The organism is Pseudomonas sp. NBRC 111127, assembly GCF_001320345.1.
Lineage (GTDB): Bacteria > Pseudomonadota > Gammaproteobacteria > Pseudomonadales > Pseudomonadaceae > Aquipseudomonas > Aquipseudomonas juntendi.
Window position 1 is genome coordinate 1 of sequence record NZ_BCBD01000044.1, and the last position, 24,762, is coordinate 24,762.

Here is a 24,762-nt window from a genome sequence, read left to right on the forward strand (position 1 = left end):
ATGATTGGCTTCATTCCCCTGACACCCTGCCTGATCGTCGCCTGCACGATCGCCGCATGGACCGGTCGCAAATTCGACCCACCTGGAAAATCCTGGCTATATCGATTCCAGACGCGCTCACTACAACTGACAGTCCTGCTGATGGTTATCGTCGCCCCGGCAATGATCGCACTGACGATCGCCACGCTTTCGGCGCAAGGCTACTGGTCGTGCCCCAAGCTGCGCATTTCAGGTTCTGGCTGGCAAATGTTCTGGGTGAACGATGAGCGCGTGTGCTTCAAGCCGGACTTCTACATCAACGACCACTGGCCATGCAAAACGATCGGCAGGAAGGACATCTGCATTCAGGTGGATGGCCGCTAGATGCATGTCTCGAAGGCGCAACCCAGCATGAAATTCAATGACACCTACACCAGCCAAGCGCACCGTTTTTCGCTTGGGATAGAACTGGCTTCATGGCAGTTCTACCTGTCGATCCCGGTCAGCAACGCCCTGGTCGATTACGAAGAGTATTACCGCATCGACCAGGCCCGGTACACGGCCTGGCTACAGGATCCATCAGCAGCGCTGCCCATAGTCGTTCGATGCCGCCGCCGCGAACTGGACCATGCCCTAATGATGCAACCTGGCACCCAGCGCGGCACAGCTGAGCCGTGCACTTGGGATCTGACGGAAATCTCCGCGGTACTGGCGCGTGCAGCAACCTTGCTGCTGCGCGATGGCAGTTACTCAAGCTGGGCCAACACGCTCCTGGGCTACCACTCACGGCTGCACAGCGACCCCGAACAGGTTCGCTTGAGCGTGTTCGCCATGCCCTGCGGGATGGGCACGCTCAGCGTTGCCGTCCTGTACGAAAACGGCACGCTGTCGGTCGAGGCCACTGATGAATTACACGCCTTGCTCGGGTGGTTACGGGAGTGGGCAATCGAGGGTCGCATGGTGGGCGCAAAGCCGCTCTGACAACCCTCACGAAACCGCTTCGGCACGCCATATTCCGTCGCATTGCCATCATTGAAACGCGCCGCGACGGAAGTCGAATGCCAATGGCATGACGCAAAAAAATGAGACCCGCTTCACTTTTTGAAAAAAACTTTTTACGGCAATTTTTACCGTTCTCTTAGCTCTTCAGCCCCCTGACTTTAGGGGTAAAACCCCCATTTCCCGCACTCGAAACCCACCGTCAATGGCATGGCGCCATCATTGCGCGGCATCACAAAATAGGGAAAAAATCGCGCCCCTCGCCGGAACTTCTTCCGCAGCGGGGTGCCCTACTCGGCATTGCTGGCAACACGATATTCATGTGCCAGCACTCAAATTGCCGCAGCCGAGAGGCGCGATTTTCAGGTCCTCGCCATTGGCGTTTCAGGACGATCAAGCAGGCTCATGGACGATGTACCGATGACACAGACTTTTGATGTCGAAGCACTGATCAAGCTGCGTAGCCAGACGCGGGCGATCTCCGATGCGCTGAAGGCGCAGGCGGCGGATTACCTTGCCACCGTGGCACCGCTGATCCGTCCGCAAACCCTGTTTGGCGAATACCTGCAAGGCGCCCAGCGCAGCAGCGGGCGCGAAACCCAGGGCCATTTCCAGTCGTTGATCGAACTCTACGAGCGCATCGGCTCGGCCGCGCCGTTCCAGCTGGTCAGCGAGCTGGAAGTGCCGCTGAACCTGATCAGCACCACCCCCGAACTGTTCCCGCTGGAATACGACAAGGTCCTCGAACAGAGCGGCCAGGTCATCCGCATCACCAGCCCCACGCGCTGGGTGGTGGGCTTCCACGCCTTCGACCTGGCGCAGTTTCGCAATGTAATCAAAGACCCCAACCGCAGCAGCGCCGAGCTGTACCGCTTCGTGGTGCACTACCTGGTGCTGTTCTACTGCCTCAGCAAGTCCCCGGGCCTGGGCCGGCTGTTCGAAGGCCTGCGCTACGCTCTGAGCTTCGAGCGCCTCAAAGGTTTTGGCGACTTGCCTTTCTGCGTCATCAGCGCGCCGGTGCGTTCGGAACTTCCGGACGATTCGGTCATCCGTAGCAGCACGCAGATTGCCGGCAACACCAGCTTCGAAGAGCTGGTGGGCCGCGACAACATTCTGGAAATGAACGACGAGATCCGTCAGCGCCTGCTGCGGACGATCGAAGGACTGTAACGCGCAGGGCCCGGATACGGGCGGCGCAATGATTCGCAGCGAACTGCTTGCACTGGAGAATACGATGGCGAAGAAGGAAAGCACCCAGCACAAACTCGACCGCGTCCGCGCGCCCCGGGTCCATATCACCTACGACGTGGACATCGGCGATGCCATCGAGAAAAAGGAGCTGCCCTTCGTCGTCGGCGTACTGGGCGACTTCTCCGGCAACCCGCTGGAGCCATTGCCCAAGCTCAAGGACCGCAAGTTCGTGTTCATCGACCGCGACAACTTCAACGGCGTGCTCAAGGGCATCAAGCCACGCCTGACCTACCGCGTCGACAACACCCTGGCCAAGAACGGCACCCAGCTGGGCGTCGAGCTGAACTTCAACAGCCTCGAAGACTTCGAGCCGCAAAACGTGGTGAAGCAGGTTGAACCGCTGCGCAAGCTGCTGGAAGTGCGCAATAAGCTGGCAGACCTGCGCAACAAGATGGGCGGCAACGACAAGCTCGAAGAGCTGCTGATGGACGTGCTGCAAAACACCGAGAAGCTCAAGACATTGGGTAAGGAATTCGGCCGTGAGGCTGAAGTGAAAGACCCATCCAGCAGCGACCGCGCCTGAGCAGGAGCCCGAACATGACTGACAAGCAAACCGCACCGCAACAGGCCGGCGACCTGGTCGAGGTAGAAAGCTTCGCCCCACAGGCCTCGCTGCTCGACAGCATCATCTCGCAAAGCCGCGTGGCCCGCTCCGACACCGAGCGCAATCGCACCCGCGACCTGATCGGCGAACTGGTGAACCAGGTGCTCGAGGGTGAGATGACCCCGAGCAAGGACCTGATCGCCGTGCTCGACTCACGTATCGCCGAGATCGATTCGATGCTCTCCGAGCAGATGAACGAGATCATGCACGCCAGCGAATTCCAGCAGCTGGAAGCCTCCTGGCGCGGCCTGAAATACCAGGTAGACCAGACCGAGACCAGCACCACGCTGAAAATCCACCTGCTCAATGCCTCGAAGAAGGACCTGGTGCGCGACCTGAAGGCCGCCAGCGAATTCGACCAGAGCGCACTGTTCAAGAAAGTCTACGAAGAAGAGTACGGCACCTTCGGTGGCGCGCCTTTCGGCATGTTGATCGGTGACTACGAGTTCAACCGCAACCCCGAAGACATGTACCTGCTGGAGGAGATCTCGCACGTGGCCGCGGCGGCCCATGCTCCGTTCATTTCGGCTGCCTCCCCCGAGCTGTTCGGCTGGGACTCGTTCACCGAGATGTCCGGCCCGCGTGACCTGGCGAAGATCTTCGACACCGTCGAATACGCCAAGTGGAAGTCGTTCCGCGCTTCGGAAGATTCGCGCTACGTCGGCCTCACCCTGCCCCACGTGCTCGGCCGCCTGCCATACGGCCCGGATACCACGCCAGTGGAGGAATTCAACTTCGTCGAGAGCGTTGACGGCCGCGACCACAATAAGTACCTGTGGATGAACGCCGCCTACGCCCTGGGCACCCGCGTCACCGATGCCTTCTCCCGCTACGGCTGGTGCGTGGCGATCCGCGGCGTTGAAGGCGGCGGCCTGGTCGAAGGCCTGCCGACCCACACCTTCAAGACCGACGACGGCGAAATCGCCCTCAAGTGCCCGACCGAAATCGCCATCACCGACCGCCGCGAAAAAGAGCTGTCGGACCTCGGCTTCATCCCGCTGGTGCATTGCAAGGGCACCGACTACGCGGCATTCTTCGGCACCCAGTCGGCGCAAAAGCAGAAGCAGTACAACACCGACATCGCCAACGCCAACGCACGCCTGTCGGCCCAACTGCAGTACATCTTCGCCACGTCGCGCATCGCCCATTACATGAAGGCGATCATGCGCGACAAAATCGGCAGCTTCGCCTCGCGCATGGACGTGGAGCGCTTCCTCAACCAGTGGCTGGCCAGCTACGTGCTGCTCGACGATACCGCCAGCCAGGAAGCCAAGGCCAAGTTCCCGCTGCGCGAAGCCCGCGCCGAGGTTTTCGAAGTGCCCGGCAAGCCAGGGGTATACAAAGCCGTGACCTACCTGCGCCCGCACTACCAGCTGGACGAACTGACCGCCTCGCTGCGCCTGGTGGCCGAGTTGCCGCAGGGCGCCCGCGGCTGATCAGCCGCTGTGTACAGGGATGACACATGAGTAACCAAGCCCGGCTGCTGCCCTCGCTGCTCGACCGCCTGCTGGACGACCGCCCTCACCAGTCGGCCGAGCCGGCCGCGCAGCGTACCTGCTCACTGGCCGAATACAAGGCCAGCATCGTGCGCGACCTTGAAGTGCTGGTTAACACGCGCCAGTCGCTGGTCGCCGAAGAGCTCGAGGGTTTCAGTCAGCTTGAGGGCTCCATCCTTGAATACGGCATGCCTGACTTCATCAGCCGCAGCGTACTCGACCCGCACGATCGCCGCCTGATCCAGCAGCAGCTGGAGCGGGCGATCAGCACCGGCGACCGGCGCTTTCGCCGGGTGCGGGTTCAGCTGTTGGCCCAGCAGAACGGCCACCGCATGTTGACCTTCCGGGTAGACGCTGTATTGCGTCTGCAGGATATCAGCCGCCAGGTGTCATTCGACGCCGTGCTGCAGGTCAACACCCAGGAATACAAAGTACAGAACCTCAACTGATGCTCGACGAACTGCTGCCCTACTACGAAAAGGAACTGTCGCACCTGCGCTTCCTCGGCCAGGAGTTTGCCGCGCAGTACCCGAAAATTGCTTCGCGGCTACTGATCGAGGGCGACAATTGCGAAGACCCGCATACCGAGCGCCTGATCGAGGCGTTTTCGTTCCTTTCCGCGCGGGTGCATAAAAAACTCGATGACGAGTTTCCGGAAATCGTCGAGTCCTTCCTTGAGGTGCTGTACCCGCACTACCTGCGCCCAACCCCGTCGATGTCGATCGCCGAGCTGAGCCTGGGCAAGCACGAGAAGGTGACCGAAGCCTACCGCGTGGCGCGCCATACCGAGATGCATGCCAACGCCGTTGAGGGCGTGGTGTGTAAATTCCGCACTTGCTACCCGGTTGAGTTATGGCCGATTGCGGTGCAGAAGGCCACGTTCGCCGAAATGGAGCGCTCCGCTTTCAACGGCCACAGCGCCGACCTGGTCGCCCGCCTGAGCATCGATCTGGCCGCCACCGGCGACGCCCTGTTCGGGCAAATGCAAATCGACCGCCTGCGCTTCTTCCTCGACGGTGAAGCAACGCTGATGCTGCATTTGTACGAGCTGCTGTTCAACAACCTCGCCAAGGCGACCCTGAGCTTCCACGACCAAGGCCGCAGGCGCGAAATCGTGCTGCCAGCAGGTGCCCTGAGCGCTGTAGGTTATGGGCGTGACGAAGGCCTGGTGGACTATTCCGAACGCTCGTTCCTGGGCTACCGGCTGTTGCACGAGTATTTCACCTTCCCAGACAAGTTCATGTTCTTCGACCTCGGCGGGTTCGCTCGCCCCCTGAATGGTCAGGCCGTGGAACAGGTACAGGTCAATTTCTATTTCAGCGACTACGACCTGGGCGACCGCCTGGCGCGGCTGAGCCAGAACATCGGGCGCAACAACTTCAAGCTCAACTGCACGCCAATCATCAACTTGTTCCGGCAACAGGCCGAGCCGATCAAGCTTACCCATACGCGGCACGAGTACCCGGTCACCCCCGACACCCGCCTGCACAATGCCGCAGAAGTGGTGTCGATCGATCGGGTACGGCGCGTGCGCAAACTGGGTGGCATCGACCAGGTCGCCACCTGCCAGGCATTCTTCGAGCCGCGTGGCGAGCAAGACCCGCACACCAGCTTCTGGATCGCCCGCCGGCGCAACCAAGGCGATGCCACAGCGATGAGCATCCGCGTGGTCGACCGCGACCTGGAGCTGATAGACGCCAGCAGCGATACCCTCAGCATCAGCCTTACCTGCAGCAACCGCGATGTGCCGCTGATGCTGCCTTTCGGTGGTGAACGCGGTGATTTCAACATCCCGGCCAACTCGGTGATCAAGGACATCCGCTGCCTGCGCAAGCCCACCGCCACCATGCGTGTGCCACTGGGCAAAGGCCTTATCTGGCGGCTTATTGCGCACCTGTCGCTCAACCACCTGTCGCTGGTAAGCCAGGGCCGCGAAGTACTGCTCGAATTGCTGTCGCTCTACAACTACCGCAACGTCTCGGCCATTCGTAAACAAATCAACGGCATCAAGGCTATCGCCAGCGAACCGGTGGTTGCGCGTATCGGGCACCCGCGGCCGAACTTCGTGCGCGGTGTGGGTATCACCCTGACGCTGGACGAAAGCCAGTTCACCGGCAGCGGTGTGTTCCTGTTCGGCATGGTGCTGGACCATTTCTTCGGCCAGTACTGTTCGATGAACAGCTTCACCCAACTGACGCTGCGTACCCAACAACGAGAAAAGAGAGTCGTCCAATGGCCAGCACGCACTGGCGATCAGCCCCTGGTCTGATCGATCAGGCCCGAGCCGAGCCGCACCGATTCGAATTTTTTCAATTGGTGCGCCTGCTTCGCCTGCACTACAGCCGCACCGGGCGCATGGACCTGGCAACGCGCCCGCACGAAGACCCGCTACGTTTTCGCACCCAGCTGTCCCTGGCGTTCCCGGCGAGCGAAGTCAGCGACTTGCATTTCGAACGCGAGGGCAAGGTTTCGCCGGCCGGCCGGCCGTTGTCGGAGGTCCAGGTGACCTTCATGGGCCTGGTAGGGCCGTCTGGTGTGCTGCCACGCCCGTACACCGAGCTGCTGTTGGAGCGGCACGTACAGTATCGCGACGATGCTGCGCATGCGTTCCTCGACATGTTTTCGCACCGCATGACCACGCTGTTCTACGAAGCCTGGCAAAAGTACAAGTTTCATATCGAACACGAGCGCAACGGCACATCGCGCTTCGACAGCTACCTGCTCAACATGGTGGGGTTCGGGCCCATGGCCCAGCGGCTCAAGTTCGAGCAGCAGCCCACGGCGCTGCGCCGCGAGCTGTTCAGCTACTTTGCCGGCCTGCTCAGCCAGAAGCCACGCAACGCCCTGAACCTGGAGCGCATGCTCGGCTTCTACTTCGCGCTGCCGATCAAAGTCCGCCAGTTCGCCGGGCGCTGGCTGCGCCTGCAGCCGGAACAATGTACCCAGCTTGGGCGGCGCAATGCTCAGCTGGGCCACAGTGCCGTGGCCGGTAACCGGGTCTGGGACTACCAGTCGTGCATCCGCATCGAGCTCGGCCCGCTTGGCCTGGCCGATTACCAACGGTTCCAGCCCGGCACCGCGTGCTACCGCAAGCTGGTCGAGCTGGTGCGCTTCTACCTGGGTGCCGAGCTGGATTTCGAAATTGCCCCGCGGCTCAAGCCCGAGGCTGTACCACCCGCCCAGCTCGGTCGCACAGGCAACCTTGCCCTGGGCTGGCTGGGCTGGCTCAAACGTCCTGGCCGTGACGCGGAGCCATCGCGTTGCGCCGTCTTCCACATTCCTTACGATGGGGTCGCCTTGTGAACCTGAAGTCTTTGTTCGCCAAGCTCAACGAAACCAGCCGCACGGCGACAGAAAGCGCTGCAGCCCTGTGCCTCTCGGAGCAACACTACGACGTGGAAGTCGAGCACCTGCTGTTGCAGCTGCTCGATGCCGGCGACACTGACCTGGCGCCGATCCTGCGCCACTACGATGTGGTCGCCGAGCGCCTGCAGGCGCAACTGGTAACGGCCCTGGGCACATTCAAGAAAGGCAACACCCGCACCCCGGCGCTGTCGCCATATATCACCCGCATGATCGAACAGGCCTGGCTGCTGGCATCGATCGAGTACGGCGTCGCGCAAGTACGCAGTGCCCATCTGCTGCAAGCCCTGCTGGACGATGCCGAACTGCATCGCGTAGTGGTCGCCTCGGCCCCTGAGCTGGAGAAGATCAACCCAGACGACCTTCGCCTGAACCTTGCCGCCCTGGTCGAGGGCAGCGCCGAATCGCGCCACGCCAGCGCCTTGGCTGGCCCAGCGGCACCGGCCCCTGCCACGGGCAAGGCTGGCGGCAAGACCCCGGCGCTGGACCAATACACGGTCAACCTTACCCAAAGTGCCCGCGAAGGCCGCATCGACCCCGTGCTTGGGCGCGAATTCGAGGTGCGGCAGATGGTCGACATTCTCACGCGCCGCCGGCAGAACAATCCGATCCTCACCGGTGAGGCCGGGGTGGGCAAAACAGCCGTAGTCGAAGGTCTGGCCCTGCGCATTGCCCAAGGCGACGTGCCGGCCGTGCTCAAGGATGTGGCACTGCATACCCTCGACCTGGGGTTGCTGCAGGCGGGCGCCGGGGTCAAAGGTGAGTTCGAGAACCGCCTCAAGGCAGTGATCGAAGAGGTCAAGCGCAGCCTGCACCCGATCATCCTGTTCATCGATGAAGCCCACACCCTGATCGGCTCCGGTGGCCAGGCGGGGCAAAATGACGCCGCCAACCTGCTCAAGCCTGCGCTGGCACGTGGCGAGCTGCGCACCATCGCCGCCACCACCTGGGCCGAGTACAAGAAGTACTTCGAAAAGGACGCAGCCCTCGCCCGCCGCTTCCAGGTGGTCAAGGTCGAAGAGCCGGATGAAGACAAAGCCATCCACATGCTGCGCGGCCTGCTTGGCAAAATGCGCGAACACCACAAGGTGGCGGTCATGGACGAAGCGCTGGTGCAGGCAGTGCGCCTGTCCAACCGCTACATCACCGGCCGCCAGCTACCCGACAAAGCTGTCAGCGTGCTCGACACCGCCTGCGCACGCATCGCCCTGGCGCAAACCTCGCAGCCTGGCGCACTGGAAGACTGCCGTCGGCAGATCGACAACCTGCAAGCTGAAATCAGCGTGCTGGGCGACGAAGCCGGCAAAGGCCACGATCATGCCCGCCGCCTCGGCGAACTGCAGGCTGCCTTGCAAGCCGCGCAGTTGCAGGAGCAGCAACTGAACACCCAGTGGCAACAGGAACTGGCACTGGTCGAACAGCTCAAGGCGCTGAGCGCCGCCAGTGAAGCCGACCCCGCGCAGCTCAATGCCCTGCGCAGCGAACTGGCCCGGGTGCAAGGCGACCAGCCACTGGTGCATGCCTTGGTCGACAGCGGCGCCATCGCCCAGGTCATCAGCGGCTGGACCGGTATCCCGCTGGGCAAGATGCTGCGCGACGAGATCGATACCGTTCAGCGCTTGCCTGAACTGCTGAGCCAGCGCGTATTGGGCCAGGACCATGCCCTGCATGAAATCGGCAAACGCATCAAGATTTCCCGTGCGCGCATGGAAGACCCGAACAAACCGATCGGCGTATTCCTGCTGCTTGGCCCCAGCGGCGTCGGCAAGACCGAAACCGCCCTGGCCCTTGCCGACACCCTGTATGGCGGTGAACGCAACCTGATCACCATCAACATGTCCGAGTACCAGGAAGCGCATACGGTATCCAGCCTCAAAGGCTCACCACCGGGCTATGTCGGCTACGGCGAAGGCGGCGTGCTGACAGAGGCGGTGCGCCGCAAACCGTACAGCGTGGTACTGCTGGACGAGGTGGAAAAGGCTCACCCCGATGTACTTGAACTGTTCTTCCAGGTGTTCGACAAAGGGGTGCTGGACGACGGTGAAGGCCGCGAGATCAATTTCCGCAACACGGTGATCATCCTCACCTCCAACACCGGCACCGAGCACATCATGCACACCTGCCTGAATGCCGAGCAGCAGCCCACCCCCGCAGCCATCATCGAAGGCCTGCGCGGTGAGCTGAACCAGGTATTCAAGCCAGCTTTCCTTGGCCGCCTGAGCATCGTGCCGTTCTACCCGGTGCAGGACCAGGTGCTGGAGCGCATCGTCGCGCTCAAGCTCGAGCGCATCGCCAAGCGCTTCGCGCGCAACCACCAGGCCGAACTGAGCTACGAACCGGCGTTGGTGAAGGCCATCGCCGCACGCTGCACCGAAGTCGATAGCGGTGCGCGCAACATCGACAACATTCTGTCCCAGACCCTGATGCCAGAGCTCGCCCAGCGCGTGCTAGAGCGCATGGCCCAGGGCACGCCCATCGAGCGCCTGGTCATCGAGCTGGGCAGCGATGGCGATTTCGCCTATCGCCTGGCCTGACCCGCACCCGGAGGTTTTTGCCGTCATGTACCACAAGCACACTGCCCTCAAACGCTTGACTGCCCTTGCCCTGCTGTTGGCAATGGCCGGCTGCGGGGTTACCGACCGAATCGGCAAGCGCATGGAAGACAGCTGGGCGGCCGACATGCTGGCCGACAGCGAAAAAGTCATTCTGACCTCTGATGGCGGCAACCAGCTCAACCCGGATGCCGACGGCAAACCGCTGTCGGTGGTGATGCGCGTGTACCAGCTGACCGACCTCGAGCGCTTCGCCGCCAGCGATGCCGAAACCCTGTGGGCTACCCCGCAGAAAGCCCTGGGCAACACCCTGGTGGAGGCACGCGAGATCACCCTGCTACCGGGCATTGGCCAGATCGACCAATGGCCGCTGGCCAAGAGCGCCCGGTATGTCGGCGTGGCAGCGTTTTTCCGCGACGAGCAGGATGCCCGCTGGAAAGTCGCCTTCGACGCCGACTCGCTGCGCAAGGACGGGATCTGGTTCTCATCGGACGGCCTGCGCGTGCTGGTAGACAAGACCGAGATCCATGCCATGCGCGGTGTGGACGTATTGAACAAGCCGCCGACCGCCGAGCAGCAGGCCGCCGCCGAGCGCGCCAGGCAAGCCGCGCCTGGCCTCACGGACAAGGTGCAGGACGCCGCGCTCGACAAGGCCAGCGATATGGCTGGCAAATCAGCACAAAACGCCGTCGACAATTCCTTCAACTCTTTCGTGGATAGCGTCAAATGAGCAAGCAGAGCCGGGTGATGTGGTCGGAAGGCATGTTCCTGCTGCCCCAGCACTTTCAGTATCAGGACGAGTTTCACCAACATCAGTTGGCCGAAGCGACCCTGCGCGGCACCCCCTTCCATTGGGGTGTACAGGCGCTGCAAGTGGACGAGGACGCCCTGAGCAACGGTTCGCTGCAACTCAAGCGCCTTAAGCTGGTTTTCCCCGATGGCAGCCTGTACGACGCGCCGCAGCACGACCCACTGCCGGCCGCGCGTGACCTCAAAGACCTGCTCAAGGCCAACGACCTCAAGGTGTACGCTGCCCTGAAGCTGCCTGAGCCGTTCGGCCTCAACTACGTCGAAGACGGCCAGGAACACAAGGCAGCGCGGCGCTATCGTAAACAGTTCGACACCCTGCCCGACCTCAACGAAGGCGAACTGGAGAACGAGATTACCAGTCTGCGCCTGAACGTCGTGCTGCTGGTCGACGGCGATAGCCTCGATGGCTATAGCTACTGCCCACTGGCCAAGCTGACCCGCAACAGCATGGGCGGTTTCAATCTGGACCCGCATTTCGTCCACCCTACCCTGCACCTGGGTTGCCACGAAACCCTGGCCGGCATTGGCAAGCGCCTGCTCGGCGCCTTGCAGGCCAAAAGCAAGGCACTGTCTGGCCGGCGCCGCGAACGCGCCGACCAGATCGCCGAATTCGGCTCCAGTGACGTCACCTTGTTCTGGCTGCTGAACACCGTCAACCGGGCGCACCCGCAACTGGCCCACCTGCTGGCCCACCCACGCCTGCACCCAGAGCGCCTGTACCTGTTCCTTGCCGACCTTGCCGGTGGCCTGCTGACCTTCACCCTCGACACTCAACTGGCCGACATCCCCGAGTACGACCACCACGACCCCGCCGCATCGCTGGTCAAGCTGGACGAGATGATCAGGGTGATGCTGGACAACGTCGTGCCCAACCAGTGCATCGTCATCAACCTCACCCAGACCAAACCGTCGTATTGGCAAGGGCAGTTGCACGACCCGCGCCTGGTCGAGGCCGACTTCTACGTGTCGGTCCATGCCGACATGCCCGGTGCCAGCTTGCTGGAACTGGTGCCGCGGGCCTTCAAGATCGGCTCGCCCGAAGACATCGAGGTGGTGGTCAACAGTGCCATGCCCGGCGTTACCCTCAACCACGCCGCGCGGCTCCCCAACGCGATCCCGGTGCGCCTGGACAACCAGTACTTCGCCATCGAGCCGCATGGCCAGGTGTATGAGCGAATGATGAACGCCCAGACCATCTGCTTCTACGCGCCCAGCGCCTTTACCAACCTCAAGCTTGAACTGATGGCGGTGCTCAAATGACCGAAGCCGTACTGCAACAGGGCGCTACCATGCCCACCCCTGCCAAACCGTCGCTCAAGGACCTGGTGCAAGACTTCATCAGCATGGCGCTGATCGTGCGCCGTGGCCGCCAGGTCACTTCGGTGCAGGCCTTCGAAGGAAGTGTCGAACGCTTCTTCGCCAACCTTGAACGTGACGCCCGTGCCGCCAACTACAGCGCCGAACAGGTCAAGGACACCCAGTACGCGCTTTGCGCCTTCCTGGATGAAAGCGTGTTGCGCGCTGGCGACAACGCGTTGCGCCAGCACTTCGAGCTGCAACCCTTGCAGTTCCGCTATTTCGGCGTGCACCTGGCGGGTGAAGGCTTTTTCGAAAAGGTCGAGGCTCTGCGGGGCGATGTCAAACAGAACCTCGATGTGCTCGAGGTTTATCACCTGTGCCTGGCGCTTGGCTTCGAGGGCAAGTTCAGCCTTGGCCAGAAAGACCAGCTGCGTTACCTGGCCAACACTCTCGGCCAGGACATCGCCCGCTACCGCAAGGCACCCAAGGCCTTGTCACCGGACTGGGCACTGCCGGACCAGGTGTCGCAGATGCTGCGCCACGAAGTGCCGCTGTGGGTGTACCTGGCGCTGATCGCGCTGGTTTGCGTCGCCGTGTACCTGACCCTTGACTGGTTGCTGGACAAGGACGTCGCCGCCCTCTCCGAACAAATCCGCCAGCTGTTCAGTGCCTGAGTGCACCTCAGGTAGCCGAGTCAGGAAGACATGAAAACATTACTGCGCCTCTTGAAAAGTTTCTGGGTTCTGCTGCTACTGCTGTGGCTGGGGAGCCTGTTGGTCTGTTGGCTGGTGTCGCCGCTGCTGCCGTGGCTGCAGCAGCACCTGCCCGAAGCCCTGGCCATCATCAGCGCCTGCTTCCTGCTGGCCGTCGTGCTGCGCCAGTACCAGCGTATTCGTGCCGAGCACAACCTGGAGAACCTGCTGCAGATCGAAGTCGACCGCTCGTGGAATGCCACCGGCGAGTTCCGTGACCAGCAGGTACTGCGCGAGCGCCTCAAGCATGCCATCAGCATGCTGCGCACCGACCGCTCCGCCGGCGGCGGTGGCAAATCGGCGCTGTCCGACCTGCCCTGGTACCTGGTGGTCGGCATGTCGGCGGCAGGCAAGACTTCGCTGCTGACCCACTCCGGCCTGTCAGCCAGTATCGCCACCGCCAACGACAGCGAAAGTGGCACCCAGCACTGCGACTGGTATTTCAGCCCCGACGCGGTGATGATCGACACCGCCGGCCGTTACCTGCGTGACGACCAGTCGGCAAGCGAGTTTTCGGCGTTCCTGCGCATGCTGCGCAAGCAGCGCGGCAAGGCAGCGATCAATGGCCTGGTGCTGGTGGTCAGCCTGCCCGAACTGCTGGCCGCTAACAGCGAAGAGCGTGATGCCCTGGCAGCGCAGCTGGTAGCCCGGGTGGAAGAATACGCCCAGTGCCTCGACACCAACCCACCGCTCTACCTGATGCTCAGCAAGACCGACCAGTTGCCGGGCTTCAGCCAGGCTTTTGATGGCCTGGACCTGCACCAACGCCAGCAACCGCTGGGCATGACCTTCGCGTTGTCGGAAATCCGCAACCAAGGCCTGCAGGCGGTGCTGCAGGCGCGCCTGGGCAACCTGCACAGCCACATTCGCCAGCACGTCGACGCACAAGTGATCGCCTTGGGCGCTGCAGCCGACAGCACGCTGCTGAACTTCCCGCAATACTTCGCCGCGCTGGGCGGTGTGCTCGAGCAGTTCCTCGGGCACTTCACCCACGGCCAGCGCAGCGGCGCCCCACTGATGCTGCGCGGCCTGTACTTCACCAGCGCCCTGCAGACCGGGCAACAACTGGGGCACGTGTACGAAGACGCCATCGCCGACGAATTCGCCTTGCAGGCGGCCGAGGATGGCCAGGCCGAACAGGCTGGCACGCCAACGGGCAACCGCAGCTACTTCATTACCGACACCTTCCGCCGGGTCATTTTCCCCGACCGTGACCTGAGCCTGTATCACTCGCGCCAAGGCCGCCAAGCGGGGCTCAGCCCGCTGCTGCTGGGCCTGGCCGTTGCCGCCGGCGTGCTGCTTGTCAGCTGGCAGGCAGTGTCGTTCGTCAACAACCGCCAATGGCTGGACAATCTGCGCCTGCAGCTGGCCCAGATAGGCCAGGCCGAAGACAGCCAGCAGCAGTTGGCCGCGGGCAAAGGCCTGCAAGTGCTGCGCGAGCAGATGGCCACTGTCGAGTCGCATCGCACACAAGGCGTGCCGCTGCGCCTCAGCGCCGGCCTGTACCACGGTGAGGCGGTTGACCAGGTGACCCGCAGCGCGTATTTGGCGCAATTGCGCAGCCAGGCCCTGGAACCGATCGCCCGTAGCCTGCAAGTGCAAATGCGCGCGTTCAATACCTTCGCCGCGGGTATCAACCAGTCACTGGAGTTCACCCCGGCCCCGCCGAAAAAGCGCAACGCCAAGCCATTGGCCCCAGCGGTTGCAGCCAAAGCGCAGGCCGCGCTGGCCAACACCCGCGCAGGCGCCCATGCGGCCAAGGTCAACCTGGCCACAGCCAGCGATGCCGCCGAGCTGTCCGCGACCACCGGTGGCCTGTCGTTGTCCGAAGAGATGCTGGGGCGCCTCGACGAGCAGCAAGTCGCCTCGATCATCGATGCCTACAACACGCTCAAACTGTACCTGCTGCTGACGGCACCCGACGCCCACCCAGACCCGGCCTTCATTGCCGCAAGCCTGCCACAGGCCTGGGCCGCGGCGGCCGGCGAAGGCACCCCCGCCAGCGCCGACGTGATCGGCGCAAACACTCCTTTGTATGTGCAGTTGCTGGAACAGGGCCAGGCGCCTTCACTGCCACGCAACGACCAACTGATCAACGAAACTCGGCAGAACCTCAAGTCGTTCATGATTTCCAGTTCGCTGGTCGATCGCGAATACCTGCGCCTGCAACTCGAATCCAGCCGCCAATTCCCGGCACTGAGCCTCAACGACCTTGTACCTCAACCTGGGCGCGCACTGCTGTACGGGTCGGCCGGGGTACCTGCGATCTATACCCGCCAAGGCTGGGATACGTTCGTCAAGCCTGAACTGATCAAGCTGGTATCGAGCAACTTGCGCAACGAGTCAGACTGGGTACTGGACGGCGACGGCGGCGATGCCCTGGTGCAGAAGGCCAACTTCGTGCGCGAATTCATGAGCCGCTACAAGCGCGATTACACCCAAGCCTGGTACAAGATGGTCAGTAGCGTGGGCGTGCGCCACTTCGCCGACCTGGCATCGGCGACCCAGCAGTTGGGGCTTTTGAGCGACGTTCAGCACTCTCCCGTGAAGAACCTGCTGCAGGCTGTGAACGACAATACCCAGTGGGACCTGCCGGTCAAACGCGAAGTACCGTCGGCCGGCACTGGTCGTGATGACGGTTTCTGGAGCAAGGTTACCGGGCTGTTCGACGCCAACGACAGCCTGCCTGCCAACGTAGCCCCGGCCCTGCCGGCGGTGGACGATGGCAGCCTAGCCAAGCGCTTCGAACCGGTTGCCCGGGTATTCGCCCAGAACAACGCCGAAGGCGCCGACAGCACCATCATGGACCGCTATCTGGCGGCGCTGCGCAAGCTCAAGGTCCGCATGAACAACATCCAGCGGTCGCAGGATGTCGGCAAAAGCAGCAAGCAGCTGATCAGCGAAACCCTGGAAGGCCAGCCAAGCGAGGTCACCACGGTACGCAATTACGTGGAAACCAGCGTCGACACCAGCCAGGACAGCCTGTCGCGTTCGCTGCAAGGCTTGTTCAACCTGCCGATCCAGTACGCCTGGGCGACCTTGCGTGACCCGGCCGGCCAGCAGATCGCCAAAGCCTGGGCGCAGCAGATCGCCAAGCCCTGGCAGCAGGTCATGGCGCACCGCTACCCGATTGCCGGTGGTAGCCGCAACGAAGCCTCGGTCAAAGACCTGCAACGTTTCGTAGACCCGGACTCGGGGCTGCTGCCGGCCTTCAAACGCAACGAAATCGGCAACCTCGCCGGCGGCGAAGGTCTGGGCGTAGGTGATGGCAAGGCACCGGCGTTGGTCAACCCTGGCATGCTCAACAGTATCGACCGGGCCAGTTCGGTAGGCCAGGTGATCGCCAGCCTGTCAGACCGCGACAACGGCTTTGAAATCATGCTGGAGCCCTCGGCCAACTTCACCGACATCGTGTTCACCCTCGATGGGCAGGAGCAGCACTACCGCAACGGCCGCAGCAGCTGGAGCCGCTTCGCCTGGCCAGGTACCAGCAACGCCCCGGGCGCTCGCCTGGATGTGGTAACGCTCAGTGGCGCACGGGTAACGGTGTTCGACTTCCCCGGGCGTTGGGGCCTGCTGCGCATGAACGAAAGCGCCCGCGTCGACGACCTCGACGGCATCCAGCAGCGCTTCAGCTGGAACACCGCCAATGGCCGTGTGAGCCTGGTGGTGCGCAACTTCGGTGGGGTAAAACTCACCGACCTGAGCCAGGTCAAGGCCCTAAGCGCACTCAACGACAGGAGTGCCCAATGATCGGCTGCTTCGGCAAACTGCCATCGAGCGCAGACTTCGTCAGCCTGCATGGCGCGGCGGAGGAAGTCTGCGAATTCGACAGTTGGCTGCAGACCTCGCTGGCGGCCATGCGCCACCGCGAAGACTGGCAGGCACTGTTCGATGGGTTGCCGATGTGCTTCTTCACGTACCGCGCACGCAATGGCAACTGGCTGCTGGGCGGGCTGTTGAGCTCGCGTGACGCCAGCAACCGGCGCTATCCGTTCTTCATCTACCAACTGCTCAAGGGCAAGGAAGGCATGGCCCTGGGCAACCCATACACCTTGGGCGAGCTGTTCTGCGCGCAGATAAAGCCTTTGCTGCACCAGGCCGTGCAAGGCGCCGACGGCACCCGTTTGTTCGAACAGGTCAAGGCCTTGCGCCCCCTGCAAGCCCAGGACCTGGACCTGTTCCGCCGGGTGCACGCCAAGTTCCTGCGTGACTTCAGCTTCACCGATATCGCGCGTGCACTGCACGGCTCCTGGCCAGGTTTCGACAGCGCCGCCGCTTTGACACGGCTGCGCGCATGCCGGCCGGCGCTGCACAGTGACTTCGAGGGTGGCATTGAGTTGCCCCTCCCTGCTGAGCGCGGTTTGAAAAACCCTACAGCCGATCTGTGGCTGACTTGGCTGTGCCACATGAACGGGCAGCCAGATACGCCAGCCGTGAGCCTGCTGGCAGACGATTTCATGCACCCGCGCCTGTTCTGCTTCCCGTCACGCCACGCCAGCAGTGCCTATCGCCTGCTCTGCGGCTGTGCCGAAGCCCAGCAGCATCTGGCGCTACTGGGCCCTGCGGCATCGGCCCGCGGCCAACACGACTTCGATCTACCCCTTGAACGCGTTATCGAGCAATTCGTCGATGCGCTGGATGCGACGCCTGTATGAACAAGATCAAGTACTACTGCCTGCGTTACCAACCCTATCTGCTGGGGGTGGCGTTTTTCCTGGTGATCTTCCTGGTATGGGCGATCGGCAGCGCGTTGGGCTTCGCTTCGCTGCACAGCCTGTTGGCTGGCATCGGGGCTTTCCTGCTGCTGTCGGCGGGCTACGTCCTGCTGCTGTACCGTGGCGCCGGCCAGCATCACAACCTCGAAGGCTTGCTGCGCGACGACGCCGACCAGGCTGTACTCAATGCCACGCCGGCCGACCGCGAGGAGGTCAGCCTGTTGCGCGAGCGCCTGCTGCAGGGCATCGAGCGCCTGCACAAGAACACGCCACGCGGCACCTCTGCCAAAGACGCCCTGTACGCGCTGCCCTGGTACCTGGTGATCGGCCAGCCCGCCGCTGGCAAGAGCACCATGATCCTGCAGTCCGGCCTCAACTTCCCTTACGCCGAGCGCGAAGGTGCACGCGTCGCAGGGTTGGGTGGCACGCGCAACTGTGACTGGTTCTTCAGCTCTGAAGCGGTGCTGCTGGACACTGCCGGGCGCTACATGAACAGCCCGGAAGAGGCCGGCAAGTGGCGTGGCTTCCTGCAGTTGCTGCGCCAGCACCGGCAACGCCGCCCGCTCAACGGTCTGATCGTCAGTGTCAGCATCGCCGACGTTGTGCACGGCTCCGCCGAAGACCAGCAGCGGGTGGCCAAGCGTTTGCGCGAACGCATCCAGGAAAGCTGCGCCTTGCTGGAGGTGCGCCTGCCGATCTACCTGGTATTCACCAAGTGCGACCTGATACCCGGCTTCACCCCCTTCTATCGCCAGCTGGATGAGGCCGCGCGCGGCGAAGTGATGGGCAAGACCTTCGCGCACAAAGGCTACGAACAGGCGGACTGGGGCCAGCGTTTTGGCCAGGCGATGGACGACTTGACCCGCTACTGGCAGCAGGTTGCCAGCCAGCAACTGGTGCAGCAGGACATTCAGGTAACGCGGCAAAACGACGCCGCTTACCGCTTCCCGCTGGAGCTGGCCGCAATCAAGCCACGGCTGCAGGCGTTCGTCGACAGCCTGCTGCGGGCCAACCCCTACCAGAATGCCGAAATGCTGCGTGGCTTCTACTTCACTGCCGCCTTGCAGGCCGATGAAGCGCTGTGGGGCAGCCATGGCCAGCATGTTGCCGAGCGTTTTGCCCTGGAACACGGCGAGGGGGCGGTCAGCGCAGGCAGCCAGCCTGCGCCGCTGTTCATCAACAGCCTGTTCCGCAAGGTCATCATCCCCGACCAGCACCTGGTGGCGCTGTACACCAGCAACCACCGCGAGCGCCGGCGCAAGGCCGCCTGGGTGGCCTGTGCCAGCCTCGCCGGGTTGGTGCTGTGCAGCCTGTGGGGCTGGTCGTACCTGAACAACCGTGCGGTGCTGGGCAGCATCGCGAGCGAGCTGGCCGAGGCCAAGCGCCAGGACCAGGCTGCCGATGGCCAGTACGCCGCCTGGCGCAGCCTGGACCGCCTGCGCTTCTGGGCCGCCCATTACTACCGGCAGCACCGTGAGCAGGGTGTACCGTTCAGCCTGCGTCTGGGCCTGTACCAGGGCCATCAGGTTGAGCCGCTGCTGCGCGACCGTTACTTCACCACCCTGCAGCAGGTGATGCTCAAGCCCACCGCAGACAACCTCACCCGCACGCTCTACCTGCTGACCACGCTCAAGGTCTACCAACGCAATACCCGGGAATTGCAACCGGTGAGCGGCGTGGACAGTGTGGAGGCCGAAGCCCTGCCACATGACAACCGCGCCCAGTCGATCGCCGATTTCGGCAAGGCGACACTGGACACCTACGTGATGCTTTCGCCCGCCCAGCGGGAGAAGGCCGACCCGGCGTTTCTCAAGGCGCACCTGCCCGACTACTGGTACCCGGCCATCGCTCGGCACACCGGCCACAGCCTGTCCGAGGCCAACCAGGGCAAGGGCGACCAGGACTACCTGTACGCCAGCCGGCAGATCACCTTCTATGCCGACCAGATCCGCGAAACGGATGTGCCGCGCATTCTCGACAACGCCTTCCTGATTTCTAGCTCGCGCAACTACATCGACAGCCTGCGTGCCCAGTCGCTACGCGCGATCGAGACCATCACGCTGGAATCGGACACCTTGTTCGCCTTTGGCCGGGCAGATTTCCAGAGCCTGAAAAGCGAGGGCCAGAACCAACTCAGTGCCATCGCCAGCAAACTGTTGAACACGCCCAATATCGGCAAGATCGTCATCTCCGGCCACGCCGACCAGCTCGGTGACAGCCAGAGCAACCTGCAGGTATCGAAACAACGGGCGCAAACCATTCGGACTTATCTGGTCGGCAAGGGCGTCCCGGCCGAACTGGTGGTGGCCCAGGGCGAAGGCAGCCGTAAACCGTTGGTCAACTGTGACATGCAACAGGCACGGGCCCAGTTGATCAAATGCCTGGAGCCCAACCGCCGGGTAGAAATCGAAGTGCGCGGGCTCAACTGAGCGCGCGCCGCACCAACCGGCCACCCGGGCTCACAGGAGGAGCACTGGGTGGCGGCACGCTACCTCTGCCGCCCTGTCGGCGAGGTGAAAAACCAAGGGTCGCATGAGCAACCCTTTACCAGTTGTTAATGGAGAGTTTCACAATGGCATTTGACGCGTATATCCAAATCGACGGCATCCCAGGCGAAGTACTGGACGAAAAGCACAAGGACTGGATCGAAGTGCTGGGCTACGAGTACGGCGCCACCCAGGCGACCTCGGCGACTGCCAGCTCCTCGGGCGGCGCGTCGTCCGAGCGTGTTGCCCTGAGCGACTTCAAGATCCGCAAATCGGTCGACAAGGCATCGGCCAAACTGTTCGAGCACTGCTGCACCGGCAAACACATTGCCAAGCTGAAGCTCAACGTCAACCGCGCCGGTGGTGACAAGGTCACCTACCTGACCATCGATATGGAAGAAGTCGTGGTGTCGTCGGTCAGGTTCGTTGCCGGTGGCAACCAGGCCGGTGAAGACAAGGCGGTCAGCGACCTGCCGATCGAAGAAATCACCTTCAACTTCGCCCGCATCAAAACCACCTACACCCAGCAGAACCGTACCGACGGCCAGGCCGGCGGCAACATCGTCGGTGGCTGGGACCGCACCGCGAACAAAGTCTTCGCCTGATTACCTGCATGCCCAGGGCCGCTTCAGCGGCCCATCCTTCACAGTGTGCCAGCCAGCCTGGCACGCTGTTCACTAGCCAGAACCTGAGTGCTTTATGCCTGACATTCTCAATGACCTCTCGCTGGCCGCACTGGTCGCACCCATCGAAGGTGGCAGTGGCGAAGACTTGAGCTTCTCTGCGTTGTTCGACCAGATCAAGGAGGCGCGCCGGGCCGACCCCGACTACCTGACCCAGGGCGACTGGCAAACCGATTTGAAAACCGCCGACTGGGAGCAGGTGATCAACTTGTCTGCCCAGGGCCTCGCCCAACACAGCAAGGACCTGATGCTGGCAGCCTGGCTCAGCGAAGGCCTGGCCCAGCGCGCGCACTTCGAAGGCATCACCTTCGGCCTGGTACTGACTGAACAGTTGCTGCAGGCGTTCTGGGAAAACTTGTACCCAACCCTCGAAGAGGGCCTTGACGAGCGGGCGGCCCGGTTGTCCTGGCTCAAGAGCACGCTCACCGACATCGCCGGTGGCTTGCCCATCACCCAAGGGCAGAATTTTGGCGTGTTGCGTTACGACGAATCACGTCTTGTGGAAAACCTGGCCCTGCGCGACACCAAGGCCATGCAGACCGCATTGAACGAAGGCAAGATCAACGCCGAGATATTCCAGCGCTCGGTGGCGCTGTCCGACACCGAATACCTGCGCAACAAGGCGCTGCAGATCAACGACAGTCTGCAAGCCTGCAAACGCCTGCAGGCCACTGCGGAGCAACTGTTCGGCCACGAGGCACCGAGCTTTGCCAGCCTCGCCGACATGCTGACCCGGGCCAGCCAGCTGGCTGAAAAACTGCTGAAAGACCGTGGTGTCGAGCTGCAGCCGCCAGCCCCCGTGGTCGACGAACCCGAAGCCAACGTCGCCCCCGTCGAACAGGCAGGTGAAGCCATGAACACTCCCGCCCAGCCCACTGCGCCTGCGCCCATGCGTACCACCCCGCTGACCCGGGACGAAGCCTTCAGCATGCTGGCCGGCATCGCCCAGTTTTTCAAACAGACTGAACCGCAAAGCCCGGTGCCGTATCTGATAGAACGTGCCATCAAGTGGGGCAACATGCCGCTGGAAGGCTGGCTGAGCGATGTGATCAAAGACAGCAATGTGGTGGACAACATTCGCGACGTACTTGGCACCCGCGAACCGAAACCCTGACCCACGTCAGCGACTATGCTGCTACCGTGAGCTTCCCGTACCGCCAAGGAAAGCGCCATGCCGCCACGTTCCACTCCCCCCACCGGTTTCGTTCGTGTCCGTGGTGCCCGCGAGCACAACCTGAAAAACATCGACGTGGATATTCCGCGCGATGCGCTGGTGGTGTTCACCGGGGTGTCCGGCTCGGGGAAATCCTCACTGGCGTTCTCCACCCTGTACGCCGAAGCCCAGCGCCGCTATTTCGAATCGGTGGCACCCTACGCGCGGCGCCTGATCGACCAGGTGGGTGTGCCGGATGTGGATGCCATCGAAGGCCTGCCCCCGGCAGTTGCCTTGCAACAGCAACGGGGCACGCCAAGCGCCCGTTCTTCGGTAGGCAGCGTGACCACATTGTCCAGCTCCATCCGCATGCTCTATTCACGCGCGGGGCAGTACCCGGCAGGTCAGGCCATGCTGTACGCCGAGGACTTTTCGCCGAACACCCCGCAGGGTGCCTGCCCGCAGTGCCACGGCCTGGGGCGCGTCTATGAGGTGAGCGAGGCGACCATGGTGCCCGACCCGTCACTGACCATCCGCGAACGCGCGATCGCGGCCTGGCCAATGGCCTGGCAAGGGCAGAACCTGCGCGACATCCTGGTCACGTTGGGGTATGACGTGGACATACCCTGGCGCGACCTGCCCCAGGCCCAGCGCGACTGGATCCTGTTCACTGAAGAAACGCCCACCGCACCGGTCTATGCCGGCCTGACCCCGGCGCAAACCCGCCAGGCCCTCAAGCGCAAGCTGGAGCCCAGCTACCAGGGCACTTTCACGGGTGCCCGGCGCTATGTCATGCATACCTTCATGCATTCGCAAAGTGCACAGATGCGCAAGCGCGTCGCCCGGTACATGCGCCCCAGCGCCTGCCCGCTGTGCCACGGCAAACGCCTGAAGCGTGAAGCGCTGGGCGTGACCTTTGCCGGGCTGGACATCGCCGAGCTGTCGCAGTTGCCGCTGCAAGCGCTGGCCGAGGTGCTGCGCAAGGTCGCGGCAGCGGGCTACCTGGAGCCACAGCAAAGCCAGCTGACCCTGGAAAAGCGCCTGGCCGCGCAGCGCATCGCCCATGAGCTGCTGGAGCGCATCGACACCCTGCTCGAACTGGGCCTGGGCTACCTGGCCCTGGAGCGCAGCACGCCCACCTTGTCATCTGGCGAACTGCAACGCCTGCGCCTGGCCACCCAGCTGAATTCGCAGCTTTTCGGCGTGATCTACGTACTCGACGAACCCTCGGCCGGCCTGCACCCGGCCGACAGTGAAGCGCTGTTCCAGGCACTGCAACGGCTGAAGCAGGCGGGCAACTCGGTGTATGTGGTGGAGCACGACCTGGACACCATGCGCCGGGCCGACTGGCTGGTGGATGTAGGCCCCGCCGCCGGCGAGCACGGGGGTAGCATCCTGTACAGCGGGCCCCCGGCGGGGCTGGCCAAGGTCGAGCAGTCCTGCACCCGCGCCTACCTGTTCGGCGCCCAGGCCCAGGCCCCGCGTGCGCCACGCCAGCCTCGTGGCTGGCTGAAGCTGGAAGGCATCAGCCGCAACAACCTCGACAACCTCAGCGCGGCATTTGCGCTGGGCTGCTTCACGGCGGTAACGGGTATTTCCGGTTCGGGCAAGTCGAGCCTGGTCAGCCAGGCCCTGCTGGAGCTGGTGGGCGCGCACCTGGGCCATGCCGGGCAAGGCGACGAGCCTGAAGAGCAGAGCCTGGAAGACGAACCGCAACAGGCCAGCAGCGGCCATGTCAGCGCCGGCCTCGAGGCTATCAAGCGCCTGGTGCAGGTAGACCAGAAGCCGATCGGGCGCACGCCGCGCTCCAACCTGGCGACCTACACCGGGTTGTTTGACCATGTGCGCAAGCTGTTTGCCGCCACCGAACAAGCCAAGGCGCAAGGCTTCGACGCCGGGCGCTTTTCCTTCAACGTGGCCAAGGGCCGCTGCGCCAATTGCGAAGGCGAGGGTTTCGTCAGCGTCGAGTTGCTGTTCATGCCCAGCGTGTACGCACCCTGCCCGACCTGCCACGGTGCGCGCTACAACCCCGAAACCCTGGCGGTCAGCTGGCAAGGCATGAACATTGCGCAAGTGCTGCAACTGACCGTCGACCAGGCCCTGCAGGTGTTTGCCGAACAGCCGCCGGCCCGGCGGTGCCTGCAGGTGCTGCAAGACATCGGCCTGGGTTACCTGCGCCTGGGCCAGCCGGCCACCGAGCTGTCCGGGGGTGAGGCGCAACGCATCAAGCTGGCGACCGAACTGCAACGCATGGCCCGGGGCGCGACCCTGTACGTGCTGGATGAGCCGACCAATGGCCTGCACCCGCAAGACATCGACCGGCTGCTGCTGCAACTGAACCGCTTGGTCGAGGCTGGGCACAGCGTGGTGGTGGTGGAACATGACATGCGGGTGGTGGCGCAGAGTGACTGGGTGATCGATATTGGGCCAGGTGCCGGGGCTGCCGGGGGCAAGGTGGTGGTCAGCGGAACGCCGCAAGTGGTGGCCAACTGCAAGGAAAGCCGCACGGCGGCGTTTCTGGCCAAGGCATTGTAAGGGCCTGTACCCGCACTTTTGTACATTGCCAGTTCTGCAACCCGGGGCATAGAATGCGATCAATTCCTAATTGCACCTACTT

Annotated in this window: 17 protein-coding genes and 1 pseudogene; all 18 read left to right on the plus strand. The window is 63.0% G+C overall.

Annotated features, from left to right (window positions below):
• Nucleotides 1-363, plus strand: a pseudogene (locus APH30_RS29070) (hypothetical protein); the annotation flags it as partial.
• A gap of 27 nt (nucleotides 364-390) precedes the next feature.
• Nucleotides 391-960: a hypothetical protein gene (locus tag APH30_RS10835; protein ID WP_054912541.1), complete on the plus strand. Its 570-nt coding sequence runs from the start codon at nucleotides 391-393 to the stop codon at nucleotides 958-960.
• Between the two features lie 438 nt (nucleotides 961-1,398).
• Nucleotides 1,399-2,148, plus strand: coding sequence for a hypothetical protein (locus APH30_RS10840; RefSeq protein WP_054912542.1), 750 nt, complete (start codon nucleotides 1,399-1,401; stop codon nucleotides 2,146-2,148).
• A 64-nt stretch (nucleotides 2,149-2,212) separates the two neighbouring features.
• Entirely contained in the window at nucleotides 2,213-2,752 is a 540-nt protein-coding gene (gene tssB, locus APH30_RS10845) for a type VI secretion system contractile sheath small subunit (protein ID WP_012272397.1), read from the plus strand.
• Between the two features lie 14 nt (nucleotides 2,753-2,766).
• Nucleotides 2,767-4,269 carry a type VI secretion system contractile sheath large subunit gene (gene tssC / locus APH30_RS10850; RefSeq protein ID WP_054912527.1) on the plus strand — a complete coding sequence of 501 codons (1,503 nt, stop codon included), beginning with the start codon at nucleotides 2,767-2,769 and terminating at the stop codon, nucleotides 4,267-4,269.
• Nucleotides 4,270-4,295: 26 nt separating this feature from the next.
• A complete protein-coding gene (tssE, locus tag APH30_RS10855) occupies nucleotides 4,296-4,778 on the plus strand; it encodes a type VI secretion system baseplate subunit TssE (RefSeq protein WP_009686742.1) in 483 nt (160 codons plus the stop codon).
• Entirely contained in the window at nucleotides 4,778-6,598 is a 1,821-nt protein-coding gene (gene tssF / locus APH30_RS10860; RefSeq protein WP_009686741.1) for a type VI secretion system baseplate subunit TssF, read from the plus strand. Before tssE ends, tssF begins: the two co-directional genes overlap by 1 nt.
• Nucleotides 6,562-7,632 carry a type VI secretion system baseplate subunit TssG gene (gene tssG, locus APH30_RS10865; RefSeq protein ID WP_054912528.1) on the plus strand — a complete coding sequence of 357 codons (1,071 nt, stop codon included), beginning with the start codon at nucleotides 6,562-6,564 and terminating at the stop codon, nucleotides 7,630-7,632. The genes tssF and tssG overlap by 37 nt, the downstream gene beginning before the upstream one ends.
• Nucleotides 7,629-10,226 carry a type VI secretion system ATPase TssH gene (gene tssH, locus APH30_RS10870; protein WP_054912529.1) on the plus strand — a complete coding sequence of 866 codons (2,598 nt, stop codon included), beginning with the start codon at nucleotides 7,629-7,631 and terminating at the stop codon, nucleotides 10,224-10,226. Before tssG ends, tssH begins: the two co-directional genes overlap by 4 nt.
• 25 nt (nucleotides 10,227-10,251) lie before the next feature.
• Complete coding sequence (tssJ, locus tag APH30_RS10875; protein ID WP_033691262.1) at nucleotides 10,252-10,974, plus strand: type VI secretion system lipoprotein TssJ; 723 nt, start codon at nucleotides 10,252-10,254, stop codon at nucleotides 10,972-10,974.
• Nucleotides 10,971-12,314: a type VI secretion system baseplate subunit TssK gene (tssK, locus tag APH30_RS10880; RefSeq protein ID WP_054912530.1), complete on the plus strand. Its 1,344-nt coding sequence runs from the start codon at nucleotides 10,971-10,973 to the stop codon at nucleotides 12,312-12,314. The genes tssJ and tssK overlap by 4 nt, the downstream gene beginning before the upstream one ends.
• Entirely contained in the window at nucleotides 12,311-13,027 is a 717-nt protein-coding gene (gene icmH / locus APH30_RS10885; protein WP_009686736.1) for a type IVB secretion system protein IcmH/DotU, read from the plus strand. The genes tssK and icmH overlap by 4 nt, the downstream gene beginning before the upstream one ends.
• Before the next feature lie 30 nt (nucleotides 13,028-13,057).
• Nucleotides 13,058-16,858, plus strand: coding sequence for a type VI secretion protein IcmF/TssM N-terminal domain-containing protein (locus APH30_RS10890; protein WP_054912531.1), 3,801 nt, complete (start codon nucleotides 13,058-13,060; stop codon nucleotides 16,856-16,858).
• Complete coding sequence (gene tagF, locus APH30_RS10895; protein WP_054912532.1) at nucleotides 16,855-17,763, plus strand: type VI secretion system-associated protein TagF; 909 nt, start codon at nucleotides 16,855-16,857, stop codon at nucleotides 17,761-17,763. Before APH30_RS10890 ends, tagF begins: the two co-directional genes overlap by 4 nt.
• Nucleotides 17,760-20,252 carry a type VI secretion system membrane subunit TssM gene (tssM, locus tag APH30_RS10900; protein WP_054912533.1) on the plus strand — a complete coding sequence of 831 codons (2,493 nt, stop codon included), beginning with the start codon at nucleotides 17,760-17,762 and terminating at the stop codon, nucleotides 20,250-20,252. The genes tagF and tssM overlap by 4 nt, the downstream gene beginning before the upstream one ends.
• Before the next feature lie 143 nt (nucleotides 20,253-20,395).
• On the plus strand, nucleotides 20,396-20,914 hold the full coding sequence (locus tag APH30_RS10905) for a type VI secretion system tube protein Hcp (protein WP_029887856.1): 519 nt from the start codon (nucleotides 20,396-20,398) through the stop codon (nucleotides 20,912-20,914).
• Between the two features lie 94 nt (nucleotides 20,915-21,008).
• Nucleotides 21,009-22,106 (plus strand): type VI secretion system protein TssA, encoded by a 1,098-nt coding sequence (gene tssA, locus APH30_RS10910; RefSeq protein ID WP_054912534.1) that lies wholly within the window; start codon nucleotides 21,009-21,011, stop codon nucleotides 22,104-22,106.
• 57 nt (nucleotides 22,107-22,163) lie between these two features.
• Nucleotides 22,164-24,680 carry an excinuclease ABC subunit UvrA gene (locus APH30_RS10915; protein ID WP_054912535.1) on the plus strand — a complete coding sequence of 839 codons (2,517 nt, stop codon included), beginning with the start codon at nucleotides 22,164-22,166 and terminating at the stop codon, nucleotides 24,678-24,680.
• The last annotated feature ends 82 nt before the right edge of the window (nucleotides 24,681-24,762 follow it).